Genomic DNA, 10,051 nt, shown 5'->3' with positions numbered 1-10,051 from the left:
CCCGCCCCCCCCCGCCCCGCCCGGCGCGTCCACCCCCGCCGGCCCCCCGCCCCCCCCCCGGGGGGGGGGGCCCCCCCCCCCCCCCCCCGCGGGCCCGCCCGCCGCCCCCCCCCCCCCCCCCACGCCGGTGTTCCATCACCGAACGCGCACAGGTGAGTCGACTCCGATCCGCTCAGCCACCATGGCTTGGAAATGGTGGCAACTGGCGAAGTCCTCATGGTCGCATTCCAGGGCGCATTCGATCAGCTCGAGAGAGGCCTGCGCCTCGGCGATGCGCCGCGCCAGGTCCGCGTGCCGGTGGAGCAGGATGTCGCGCCGCGCGGCCCGGTCCTCGGTTGCGATCATCTCCCGGATGTCGTCGAGGGCGAACCCGGCTTCCTTCGCGCGCAGAATCACCGCCACGCGATAAAGATCGTCATGACTATAACGACGGCGATCGCCTTCCACCCGGCGGGCGCCAGGCCGAAGCGTCCCGCGATCTCACCGATGGTCATCGCCGTGGGATCTCCGCTTGACTTCATGTCGACATTAAGTCGCATCCTCGATCGCATGTCCAACAACACCGTCACAGACCAAATCGCAGACCAAGAGGATCATGCTGTCAATCAGTTGATTCGGTTACTCGACGCGGTCGATGTCCTGCCGAGCGCAATCGCACTGCGCGCCCTCTCCTACGAGCTGCTCGGCCTGGCACCGGGCACGCGCGTGGTCGACGTCGGCTGCGGCGCCGGCCGGGCCGTCGGGGAGATGACCGAACGTGGTGTGAAGGCGATCGGCGTCGATGCCAGCGAGCAGATGATCGTCGCCGCCCGGCAACGCATGCCCGATGCCGATCTCCGCGTCGGCGACGCCTACGCGCTGCCTTTTCAGGACGGGGAGGTGGCCGGGTACCGGGCGGAGAAGCTCTACCACGAGCTCGACGACTCAGCCAGGGCGCTCGGCGAGGCCCGGCGCGTGCTCGCTCCGGGCGGGCGCATCGTCCTCATCGGCCAGGACTGGGAGACTTTCATCATCGACTCCGACGATCCGGCCTTGACCCGGACCATCGTGCATGCCCGCGCCGACACCGTCCACAGCCCCCGAGCCGCCCGCGGCTACCGCAACCTTCTGCTCGACGCCGGATTCGACAACGTCGCCATAGAGGTACATACCGGTGTGTTCACCGACGCGCTGATGCTGCCCATCCTCTCCAGGATCGCCCACGCCGCCTGCTCGGCCGGAGCGATTACCCGGGACCAAGCCGACAGATGGACCACCGAGCAGGCCGGGCGCGCACGCGACGGGCGGCTGTTCCTCGCCGTGCCGCTGTTCGTCGCCGCGGCCCGCCGCCCCTGATCATCAGCCTTAAGCCCGCCAGGGCGGCATCCACTATCGCTGTCCTGTGGCTGCTGCCTCAGTCGCCCAGTCCATGAGTCGCCCGGCGGTCTGGAAGCACCGGCTGGGGATGGTTTCACCAAGGATCACACCGACCAGCCGGCGACCCTTGCGGTCGGCGGCGAAGGCCAGGGAGTAACCCGCAGCACGGGTATAACCGGTCTTCATGCCGAGCGCGCCGGGCGCGCCGAGCAATTTGTTGGTGTTACTCCAGGCATAGGAACGGCGATCCGCCGTCTCGGCGACGACGCGCCGCCGACTGAAGGTGACGGCCTCCAACGTCGGGTTGCGCAGCGCTGTCTCGGCGCGTCGTACCTGGTCCTGCGCGGTGGAGTGGTCCTCGCCGTTCGGTGTGGGCAGCCTGTCGGCGTTGAGGCACGCCGCCGTTCTGCGCGTAGTGCACATCATCCGCCGTGATCTCGACTGTGTCGGTCAGCTTGACTTCCTTGAGCACGATGTAAGCGGTCATCACCTTGGCCAGGCCGGCTACCGGCATACGCTGAGTGGCCTGCTTGCTGAAGTGATGGCCAGACCACACCACGCGACTCGGAACTCCCATCTGTCGGCCGGCATCAAGCGCCGCCCCCGCTGAGCAGGTTTCCGGCGGCGACGCCGATTCCCGACAAGGTGTTGTAGAGCCCGTAGTAGGTATCGACCATGCGTTCACCGCCGAGCGCGGCGATGGTCGCCGTCTCGAATGCGACATCGGCTCGCCAGCCTTCTACTATATATGCAGTAGAAAGCGCACGGCGACTCGTAGATCTTTCCGTGTGCATGTCCAGCATCAACTGTCCTCCTGAGGTTTCACGCTCCATACTTGTACCGACTTGCTACGATCTACAGTCGTAGGTCAGTCGGATGGAAACGGCCGGATCTGGAGCATGCAGGGGAAGGTGGACGGTTCGCCCCACAGCCTCGCCTGGCGAGTGCCTCGCTGGCTCCTGTCGATCGCCCTGGTTCTGGGCGTCGCCGGGATGCACACGCTGGGGCATCTGAGCCATGAGCAGGGGCACGGTGACATACCTGGCGTCTTCGCGCACGTCTCTGCTAATGGTCATGGAGGGCGGGAAGCGTCGCCCCCACTTCATTCCGCTCTGACGGCCCATGTCGAGGAGTGGATTTCGGGTCTTGACGACACGTTTCCCCGCCTTGATCCGACCTCCGTCTGCCTGGCCGTGCTGACCTCGTTTCTCCTTCTCCTTCTCCTGGCCGGCGCGGCATCGGCGTGGACACGACGGATTCCGGAAGTCCGCCCTGTCGGCCCATCGCCCGCACTGCTTGTCGCCCGGCCACCACCCCAGAGGACGGTTCTGCGCCTGGCGCGTCTCTCGGTTCTGCGCATATAGGCCGATCGCCTCGGCGGGCGGCAGTGGAGGCCTGCCCGCAAACGATCGGCACACAGGCACAACGAATCGAAAGAGATCAGGCAATCATGTTCACCAACCGATCCGCCGCCCACAGGCTCGCACTGATCGCCGCGGTGGGAGCCGCAGCCCTTGCACTGCTTACCGCCTGCGGAGACGGTGACGACTCGATGGCCGGGCACACCGGCATGACCAGCAGCGCCCCCTCTGCCACCGCGAGTCAGCAGCCGGGAGCCGCTTTCAACGACGCCGACTCCGCCTTCGCGCAGATGATGATCCCGCACCATGAGCAGGCCGTGGAGATGGCCGAGCTCGCCGAGACGCGGGCCGCCGATCCCGAGGTCAAGGAGCTCGCGGCGAAGATCAAGGCCGCTCAGGATCCGGAGATCACCATCATGACCGGCTGGCTGCCCGCCTGGAAGGTCGCGCCTTCGGAAGGGGACCATGGCGGTCATGGCATGCCGGGAATGATGACCGAGGCGGATATGGGCAAGCTCCAGGCGGCGAAGGGTGCGGAGTTCGACCGGATGTTCGCGAAGCTCATGATCGCTCACCACAGGGGAGCGATCACGATGGCCAAGACCGAGCAGGAACAGGGAGCCAGCCCCGAAGCCAAGGAGCTCGCCAAGACCGTCGAGACCGCGCAGCAGGCCGAGATCGCGCAGATGCAGAAACTTCTCGACCGGCTCTAGGTCACGTAACGGCCGACGGTGTCCAGGTACGGCTCACGCCTGGACACCGCCGGCTTTTCGGCACTGTGCCGCATATGCGGGCTGATGAGTCTGATGCGTCCTACGGCCATCCAGATCTGCCCAAGTGGCGCGATAGCGCAGAATTGTTCGCGGCCACCGCCGTTCGTCACTCCAGGAGCTACCGATCGTGACTCATCCGTCCACCGACCTCGTCACCTTGCTGGAGACCCTCGCGAGCTACGGCGAGCGCTATCGGCTGGAGGTCGGTCTGGATCCGGAGGAGGACTGGATCCCCGCGGACAGGTTGCTGGATCCCACCTCGACGGAGTTGACCCAGGTTCTTGAGGCTGAGCGCGTGGGCAGCGGCCAGGTGTCCGCACACGCGGTGGCTCTTACGGTCATGGCGGTCTACGCCGGCACCGTGACCGCTCCCGCGCTGCTGGCCTGGGCGTTGTACGGCGTGGTGCTGGATGTCCGGCCGGAGAACATGGCGCTCCGGCTCAGTGATCATCACGGGTTCGAGGCCGTCGCACTGCGCAGGCCGCGGCTGGTCGATGTCTCAGGCATGACCGCCGGCGAACGGTTGGGGCTGCTCGTGAGTCAGGTGCTCGACGATCACCTGTTTCCTCTCGCCGACGCGCTGCGCACGCACAGCCGGGCAGGCAAGCGTCAGCTCAACGGCGGTATCGCCCAGGGATGTGCCGCGGCGTTCGGGGCCGCGAGCAGGATCCCGGGCGCTGACGTCGACGCGCTACAGCGCGCGTATGAGGAGTTCCTCGCGGCCTGCCCTCAGGAGCTGGGCAGGCTCGGCGAGATGGTCCGGCTCGCCGAGGACGGCCGGGAGGGGCTGTTCTATCTGCGCCGGACGTGCTGCCTGTTCTACACCGCGGACCATGGCGAGAAATGCGCCAGCTGCTGTCTCGACAGCGTGGAGGACCGCGTGGCCAACTACCGTCGGATCCTCACAGGTGGCGCTGTCCCGCACTGATCCGACTGCGCGGTTCACAAAGCCCTACCCGCAGGTCGACCGGCCCGCATTCAGAAAGTCGACATGAGTCCCGAGGAGACGGCCGCACCTTGTTCCCAGCCGTCCCGTGATCCACCGCCGCGAGCCCACCTCCTGTCCCAGCCCTGAGTCTGGCCGCAACACACCCGCGACCGCCTTGCCACATTCACCCTGGCTCCGCCTCAGCGAGGCCGGCGCGAGGCACTCGGCCCGGTCATCCGGATCCTCGTGGCCGCACCCGGCTCCGCCCTGGCCCGCTATCCCCAAGGCAACACCGGGCGCGCTCGAGTCGGCCTCACCCGGCCCATACCCGCCCCCGGACCTGGCCGCCTTCCTGGAGTGGTGGTTCACCACAGTTGCGCCTGGACGAATCCGGCCAGCAGGACGATGACGCCGCCGATCTCACTGACGATCAGCGCGGACATGAAGGCAGCCGTGCCGCGGACGGGATGGCGAAGCTGGTTGTCGGTGTTCTGGCGCCAGCCGTGGTAGACGTAGGTCGCGATCGCCGCGACGAAGAACAGAATGACGACGCCGGCCGCGACGAGATTCACCACCGGCGGCCAGCCACTCAGCTCGACGAACACCGCGATCAGCAGCGTCGCGAACGAATAAAGCAACGCAGCCCGGTGGGCGATGTCCACATAGGGATGGGCTACGTGCCGTTCCGAGTGGAGTATCTGCCGGTACTTCCAGACGCCCAGCACCAACGCCCCCAGAAAGATCAACCCCGCCAGCAGTAGCACGACGGTGGTGTCCATGCCCAACACCGGATCACTACGCATGATCGGCCGCCAGGAACGGGTCGGCAGAACGTGAGTCTCCTCGGGGCCCTCGTCGTGCGGCGAGCACCCACCCTGCTGGAGAACCGCCGATTGCCGACTCCCGGATTCCATTGTCGGCCGGTTGTCCGCTGACCATCTGCCTCACCGCGCCTTTCGCGAAACTGAACATTGGTGTTCGACTTATCGCAAACTCGACTATATCCTAAGTCGAACATCAGTGTTCAATTTAGGGAGACTGATGAATCACACCCCACATCCCGGCACCGCCCGGCGGCGGCTGACGGTCATCGAATGTTCCGACGCTGGCTGCCACTGGTCCTGTTATGCCTGGCCCAGCTCATGATGATCTTGAACGTGACGGCTCTCGCCCGGATGCTGCCGCACCAGAGCGTGGCCGCACCTCGGCCTCGGCTCGATGTGCTCGGTGCGCTGCTGGTCACCGCTTCGTCCGGCGTCTTGATCTACGCGATCACCGGCGCCGGAGACCACGGGTGGCTCACCGCCACGACCGGGTGGCTCGTGCTGGCGGCCGCAGTGGGCCATCTGACGTTCGTGGCTAGATGATTAAGTCCAGGGGATCCCTGAGGTCACGAGGTGACGGGCTTGTAGACGAAGCCGGTCAATGGTGAGAGGACCTTCCAGCCGAGCGCTTCATAGAGTGCTCGGCCCTGGATGGTCGCGCCCAGAATGCCTGCGGACACCCCGTTTTCAATGGCCGCGTTGGTGAGTGTGCCCATCACCACCGTCCCGAGGCCGAGGCGCTGGTGAGCCGGTTCGGTGATGATCTGGTCGAAGATGCAGGCGGTATCGGTCCGACCGGTCTGGCCACGCGCGGCGAGTTCCCCGTCGCAGGACAGCGCCGGTGCGCAGGCGGAGACGCCGGTCGATGGAGGCCATACCAGCAGCCTATCCTCGACTACTACTTTTTATCGTAGTCAGCCCGGCTTAGAAGATCGCGATGTCGTGGCAATGGTGAGCCAGGAACGAGCGCAGGCCGGGAACGGCGGCCACGACCACGGGACCGGCGAGGAGGAGAGCCACGGCGGCGAGTCCCACCATGCGTTCCCGCCGCCCGAGGGGAGCGGCCGGGCTGAGCATGCGCTTGACCCGGGTGAGGGCGGTCTCACCACCGGCCCCCAGCGTGAAAGCCGGAGCCCGGCCGGTGGCCAGCCGTACCAAGGCGGCGGCGATGTGGATGCGGGAATGGCGGCGAGCCGCGACGTCGTCGGCGAGGAGCTCGATCAGCCGCGCGGCCTCGTTCCTGGCCCGAGTGAACAGCGGCAGGCGGGGGAAAGCCTGGGAGAAGGCTTCGGTGGCGGCCAGCACCAGGTGGTGCCGCCCCCGAAGATGAGCCCGTTCGTGAGCGAGGACCGCGGCCACCTCTTCGGCGGCCAGAGATCGGAGGGCTGCGGTGGTGATGACCGCCCTTCCCTTCCGCCCGGGCAGGCAGTAGGCGGCGGCCTCATCATGATCCAGCACGACCGCCCCCAGCTTGCCGTCGTGGTGGCCGAGGATGTTCAACATGTCGGCGTGCTGCCGCCGCTCCCGCCGCGTTCTGACCAGAATGGCCACCCCGCAGTAGATGATTCTGGCCGAGACCAGAGCGGCACCGAACAAGGCGGCACGAGCGCCGGGCGAAGTGAGGGCCATGTCATCGGAGAACATGTCCGCGCACGCTTCGAAGAACTTGGCCAACCCGTGTCCGATCACGTTGGCGGGGATCGCCGCGGCGAGCGCCGAAAGGACCACGGAGGCAACCGCGGAGATGCAGGCGGCCAGCCACACGGAGATCGCCAGACGAGGGGCACGCTCGGCCCACTCGCCCCGGCTCAGCAGACGGGGAAACAGGACCACGGCGACCACGGCGTACAGCGCCAGGACGGCCGCGGCCATCATGTGCGGCTCCGGAGCGGATATACCTTGAGCGCGGCATCGAGCGCCTCGGCCTCCTGGGGAGTCAGCCGTTCCAGGAAGTGGACGAGCGTGGCCGCCTGGTTGCCGCTGGAGGCCAGGGTGTTGCGCATCAGCTCGGCGGTGTAGGCCTCCTTCGTGGCGACCACCTCGTAGATGTAGGCGCGGCCGACCGGCTTGCGGCGGAGCAGGCCTTTGGTGTGCAGCTTGTCCATCACCGTCATGACAGTGGTGTAGGCGATCTCCCGCTCGCGGCGGAGGTCTTCAAGCACGTCCCTGACCGAGGCGGGTCGGCGATACGACCACAGACGATCCATGATCGCCGACTCCAGGTCTCCCAGACCGCGCATCGTGTGAGACTCCCCTCTACCTGTGATCATTCAATGCTACCGGCCGTCGTAGACGCCTACCCATGCGTCATTCCTGCCGCCGACCTGTGAGCCACCGAGTCGGCGACATGGTGATCACCGATGCCTCGCGACTCTACGCCGATCGTCCATAGTAGAGTCGCACCCCCCGGGATTCCCTTTTGGGATGAAGTGATCCATCCGCGTGGTCTTGATGCTTTTGGGCCTCCGACGGAAGTCTCATTGCCGTATACCCCCCACAGGTATATAGTCGCCGGGCGAGGATGATGCACGAGTCAGGAGATTGTGATGTCGGAGCCGATGCACCACATGGATCATGCGGGCCACGAGGGGCACCACGGCCATGATTCACATGCGCACATGGACCACTCTCATGCCGGTCACGCGGGGAAGGTGACCTGGCGGATGGCCGCGTCGGCGACCCTGCACTGCCTCACCGGGTGCGCCATCGGCGAGGTGCTCGGCATGGTGATCGGCACGGCGCTGGGCTGGTCGAACGCGCCCGTCGTCGTCCTGTCCGTCGTTCTGGCCTTCGTTTCCGGCTACGCACTCACTCTGGTGGGACTGCGCAAGGCAGGAGTCGACTGGCGCAAGGCCGTACGGCTGGCACTCGCCGCCGACACCTTGTCGATCCTCGTCATGGAGATCGTCGACAACGGCGTGATGGTGGTCGTCCCGGGCGCCATGGACGCCGGCCTCGCCTCTGCCCTGTTCTGGGGTGCTCTCGCGTTCTCCCTGCTGGTGGCCTTCCTGGTCACCACCCCGATCAACAGGTGGATCATCGGCAAGGGCAAGGGGCACGCGGTGGTCCACGCCTACCACCACTGACCACGAAGACCTCCCGCGGACCGACTCGATCGCCGGGTGCGCCGCACCCGGCGAGCCGTACAGGACGCCCTGGTCGACCTGATCCTGGAAAAGGGGTACGGCGCGGTCACCGTCACCGACATCATCGGCCATGCTGACGTCGGCCGCTCGACCTTCTACTCCCACTTCGTCGACAAGCAGGACGTGCTGTTCCGTAACATCGACGAGCTGACCGCCCTTTTCGGAACTCGGCGTGCCGCTGAGCCGGACCGGATGTTCGCCTTCAGCCTCCCTCTGCTGGAGCACATCGACGAGCGAACGCCACCTGGTGCGAGCCCTGCTGGGACGGCACGGCGACGCGGCTGTTCATGCCCGTATCCAGCAGGTCCTGTCGTCGCTCGTCCGCGCAGAGCTCCTCGCCGCCCTTCCGCGAGGAGTCCGCCCGGCCGCGGGCATGGACCTGGTCGTCACCTGCGCCGTCGGCGCGTTCATGGCCTTACTCGCCCGCTGGGTCGAGGCCGACACGACGGAGACACCCGAACAAATGGACGACGTCTTCCAGCGGGTACTGACGAGGGGGGTCACGACGATCCTGGACGACAGACACCCCACCGGCCTTCCGGAGGCTGAAATCCGAACAGATGGTTCTCAAGTGTCCGTTTATGCACATCCATGACCTGTTTGAAGATTGCCCCGGGGTCACACCGGACGGTACTTCCTTTCTGAACACTCCTGTTCGATATCTGAAGCCCGTCCCGCGAGGAGCCGGTCGTGTCGTTGCACATTCCACCCCAGCCTGAGCCCGTCGCCGTTGGACGGCGCAGGGTAGTCCCGTTGATCGACGCGGCGGGAGACGTCCTGCCACCCGAGCGCCTGTTCCCCCACCTGCCGGCCGCCGAGCTGAGCCGGTTGCTCGCAGAGGACGGCATGCGCTCGCCCATGGTCGTCACGGGTTTCGCCATCCTCGGCGGAGGCAAGACGATCCTGGTCGACACCTGCCTCGGCGGACGCAAGCAGGGCAAGAGCGGCCCCTTTCCCGGCTTCACCTCCCGATGGATGACCACCTTGGCCGAGGCCGGCATCGACCCCGGCGCCGTGGACATCGTCGTCAACACGCACCTTCACCACGACCACGTCGGCTGGAACACGACCGACGAACTGGAGCCGACCTTTCCCGCCGCGCGTTATCTCCTGGCCGAGAAGGAATACGAGCACTTCGCCGGCGGCCGTATCCGGCACGCGAGGCGGATCAGCGAATGCATCGTTCCCGTGCAGAAGGCAGGCCTGCTGGACCTGGTCACCGGAGTCCATCGGATCGACGACGCCGTACGGCTGCTGCCCGCTCCCGGGCACACCCCCGGCCACCTCGTCGTGGAGATCAGCGACGGCGGCCGGACTGCGGTGATCGGGGGCGACTTGATCCATCATCCCCTGCAGCTGAGCCACCCGGACATCTCCTCGTCACTGTGCGACGACCCCGGCCAGGCGGCGGTTTCCCGCCACCGCGTGCTCAACGACCTCGCCGACCGTGAAGGGATCTTCCTGGCCACGCATCTCACCCGAGCCGGAACGGTCCGCAGGAGGGGCGCCGGCTTCACGCTCCACGATTCGCCCTGACCGGCCTACCCGAGCGTGGAGGAGCCGGATATATGCAATCACTTCCGATGAGCGCGTTGATCGAGCGCTGAAGAGCGATGGCTCACTTTATGCAGGCTTGCCGGTGAGGCCAGCAGGCGGCGAGCAG

At 66.6% G+C, this 10,051-nt stretch carries 15 protein-coding genes and 2 pseudogenes; 10 read left to right on the top strand and 7 right to left on the bottom strand.

The annotated features are described in order from the left end of the window. Positions 1–135: 135 nt before the first annotated feature. Positions 136–447: a MerR family DNA-binding protein gene (locus ACFY2X_RS26435; RefSeq protein ID WP_389942521.1), complete on the bottom strand. Its 312-nt coding sequence runs from the start codon at positions 445–447 to the stop codon at positions 136–138. Between ACFY2X_RS26435 and ACFY2X_RS26430 the strand changes: the two genes are divergently transcribed. Beyond that, entirely contained in the window at positions 418–1,335 is a 918-nt protein-coding gene (locus tag ACFY2X_RS26430) for a methyltransferase domain-containing protein (protein ID WP_389942518.1), read from the top strand. The two genes, ACFY2X_RS26435 and ACFY2X_RS26430, sit on opposite strands and share 30 nt — an antisense overlap. A gap of 33 nt (positions 1,336–1,368) precedes the next feature. Here ACFY2X_RS26430 and ACFY2X_RS26425 read toward each other — a convergent pair whose 3' ends face one another. Both ACFY2X_RS26425 and ACFY2X_RS26420 read right to left on the bottom strand, forming a co-directional pair. Beyond that, on the bottom strand, positions 1,369–1,779 hold the full coding sequence (locus ACFY2X_RS26425) for a hypothetical protein (RefSeq protein ID WP_389942515.1): 411 nt from the start codon (positions 1,777–1,779) through the stop codon (positions 1,369–1,371). A gap of 167 nt (positions 1,780–1,946) precedes the next feature. Beyond that, entirely contained in the window at positions 1,947–2,159 is a 213-nt protein-coding gene (locus tag ACFY2X_RS26420) for a hypothetical protein (RefSeq protein WP_389942512.1), read from the bottom strand. Between the two features lie 96 nt (positions 2,160–2,255). Here ACFY2X_RS26420 and ACFY2X_RS26415 point away from each other — a divergent pair, with 96 nt between their 5' ends. From ACFY2X_RS26415 to ACFY2X_RS26400, 4 genes and pseudogenes are all read left to right on the top strand, one after another. After that, complete coding sequence (locus ACFY2X_RS26415; RefSeq protein ID WP_389942509.1) at positions 2,256–2,720, top strand: DUF6153 family protein; 465 nt, start codon at positions 2,256–2,258, stop codon at positions 2,718–2,720. Between the two features lie 86 nt (positions 2,721–2,806). Further along, positions 2,807–3,430 (top strand): DUF305 domain-containing protein, encoded by a 624-nt coding sequence (locus ACFY2X_RS26410; RefSeq protein WP_389942506.1) that lies wholly within the window; start codon positions 2,807–2,809, stop codon positions 3,428–3,430. A gap of 187 nt (positions 3,431–3,617) precedes the next feature. Continuing rightward, a complete protein-coding gene (locus ACFY2X_RS26405) occupies positions 3,618–4,418 on the top strand; it encodes an IucA/IucC family C-terminal-domain containing protein (protein ID WP_389942503.1) in 801 nt (266 codons plus the stop codon). Between the two features lie 189 nt (positions 4,419–4,607). Then, positions 4,608–4,694 (top strand): annotated as a pseudogene (locus ACFY2X_RS26400) (hypothetical protein); the annotation flags it as partial. A gap of 89 nt (positions 4,695–4,783) precedes the next feature. Here ACFY2X_RS26400 and ACFY2X_RS26395 read toward each other — a convergent pair. Then, positions 4,784–5,197, bottom strand: coding sequence for a hypothetical protein (locus tag ACFY2X_RS26395; RefSeq protein WP_389942500.1), 414 nt, complete (start codon positions 5,195–5,197; stop codon positions 4,784–4,786). 315 nt (positions 5,198–5,512) lie between these two features. Between ACFY2X_RS26395 and ACFY2X_RS26390 the strand changes: the two genes are divergently transcribed. Then, positions 5,513–5,785 (top strand): hypothetical protein, encoded by a 273-nt coding sequence (locus ACFY2X_RS26390; protein ID WP_389942498.1) that lies wholly within the window; start codon positions 5,513–5,515, stop codon positions 5,783–5,785. A 23-nt stretch (positions 5,786–5,808) separates the two neighbouring features. On the opposite strand, the gene ACFY2X_RS26385 is transcribed toward ACFY2X_RS26390, so the two are convergent. The 3 genes from ACFY2X_RS26385 to ACFY2X_RS26375 all read right to left on the bottom strand — a co-directional run bounded on the left by ACFY2X_RS26385 (position 5,809) and on the right by ACFY2X_RS26375 (position 7,482). Beyond that, the gene (locus ACFY2X_RS26385; RefSeq protein ID WP_389942495.1) at positions 5,809–5,958 is read right to left on the bottom strand and encodes a hypothetical protein; all 150 of its coding nucleotides are present in this window, start codon (positions 5,956–5,958) and stop codon (positions 5,809–5,811) included. A gap of 208 nt (positions 5,959–6,166) precedes the next feature. Continuing rightward, entirely contained in the window at positions 6,167–7,117 is a 951-nt protein-coding gene (locus tag ACFY2X_RS26380; protein ID WP_389942492.1) for a M56 family metallopeptidase, read from the bottom strand. Beyond that, complete coding sequence (locus ACFY2X_RS26375) at positions 7,114–7,482, bottom strand: BlaI/MecI/CopY family transcriptional regulator (protein WP_389942490.1); 369 nt, start codon at positions 7,480–7,482, stop codon at positions 7,114–7,116. Before ACFY2X_RS26375 ends, ACFY2X_RS26380 begins: the two co-directional genes overlap by 4 nt. A gap of 378 nt (positions 7,483–7,860) precedes the next feature. Here ACFY2X_RS26375 and ACFY2X_RS26370 point away from each other — a divergent pair, with 378 nt between their 5' ends. The 4 genes and pseudogenes from ACFY2X_RS26370 to ACFY2X_RS26355 all read left to right on the top strand — a co-directional run bounded on the left by ACFY2X_RS26370 (position 7,861) and on the right by ACFY2X_RS26355 (position 9,924). Further along, positions 7,861–8,328, top strand: a complete 468-nt coding sequence (locus ACFY2X_RS26370) for a DUF4396 domain-containing protein (protein ID WP_389942488.1) — start codon at positions 7,861–7,863, stop codon at positions 8,326–8,328. Positions 8,329–8,364: 36 nt separating this feature from the next. Continuing rightward, positions 8,365–8,505 (top strand): annotated as a pseudogene (locus ACFY2X_RS26365) (TetR/AcrR family transcriptional regulator); the annotation flags it as partial. Between the two features lie 130 nt (positions 8,506–8,635). After that, positions 8,636–8,983: a TetR-like C-terminal domain-containing protein gene (locus ACFY2X_RS26360; protein ID WP_389942486.1), complete on the top strand. Its 348-nt coding sequence runs from the start codon at positions 8,636–8,638 to the stop codon at positions 8,981–8,983. Positions 8,984–9,078: 95 nt separating this feature from the next. Next, complete coding sequence (locus ACFY2X_RS26355) at positions 9,079–9,924, top strand: MBL fold metallo-hydrolase (RefSeq protein ID WP_389942483.1); 846 nt, start codon at positions 9,079–9,081, stop codon at positions 9,922–9,924. The last annotated feature ends 127 nt before the right edge of the window (positions 9,925–10,051 follow it).

The organism is Streptosporangium sp. NPDC000396 (assembly GCF_042898655.1).
In the GTDB taxonomy this organism is placed as follows: domain Bacteria; phylum Actinomycetota; class Actinomycetes; order Streptosporangiales; family Streptosporangiaceae; genus Streptosporangium.
This window is presented reverse-complemented; position numbering and strand designations above follow the sequence as displayed.

Bases quoted from the DNA above. Each gene is read 5' to 3' on its own strand.
- ACFY2X_RS26430 (WP_389942518.1), top strand. From the start codon at position 418: ATGACTATAACGACGGCGATCGCCTTCCACCCGGCGGGCGCCAGGCCG.
- ACFY2X_RS26425 (WP_389942515.1), bottom strand. From the start codon at position 1,779: ATGTGCACTACGCGCAGAACGGCGGCGTGCCTCAACGCCGACAGGCTG.
- ACFY2X_RS26420 (WP_389942512.1), bottom strand. From the start codon at position 2,159: ATGCTGGACATGCACACGGAAAGATCTACGAGTCGCCGTGCGCTTTCT.
- ACFY2X_RS26415 (WP_389942509.1), top strand. From the start codon at position 2,256: ATGCAGGGGAAGGTGGACGGTTCGCCCCACAGCCTCGCCTGGCGAGTG.
- ACFY2X_RS26410 (WP_389942506.1), top strand. From the start codon at position 2,807: ATGTTCACCAACCGATCCGCCGCCCACAGGCTCGCACTGATCGCCGCG.
- ACFY2X_RS26395 (WP_389942500.1), bottom strand. From the start codon at position 5,197: ATGGACACCACCGTCGTGCTACTGCTGGCGGGGTTGATCTTTCTGGGG.
- ACFY2X_RS26390 (WP_389942498.1), top strand. From the start codon at position 5,513: ATGTTCCGACGCTGGCTGCCACTGGTCCTGTTATGCCTGGCCCAGCTC.
- ACFY2X_RS26385 (WP_389942495.1), bottom strand. From the start codon at position 5,958: ATGGGCACACTCACCAACGCGGCCATTGAAAACGGGGTGTCCGCAGGC.
- ACFY2X_RS26380 (WP_389942492.1), bottom strand. From the start codon at position 7,117: ATGATGGCCGCGGCCGTCCTGGCGCTGTACGCCGTGGTCGCCGTGGTC.
- ACFY2X_RS26375 (WP_389942490.1), bottom strand. From the start codon at position 7,482: ATGCGCGGTCTGGGAGACCTGGAGTCGGCGATCATGGATCGTCTGTGG.
- ACFY2X_RS26370 (WP_389942488.1), top strand. From the start codon at position 7,861: ATGGACCACTCTCATGCCGGTCACGCGGGGAAGGTGACCTGGCGGATG.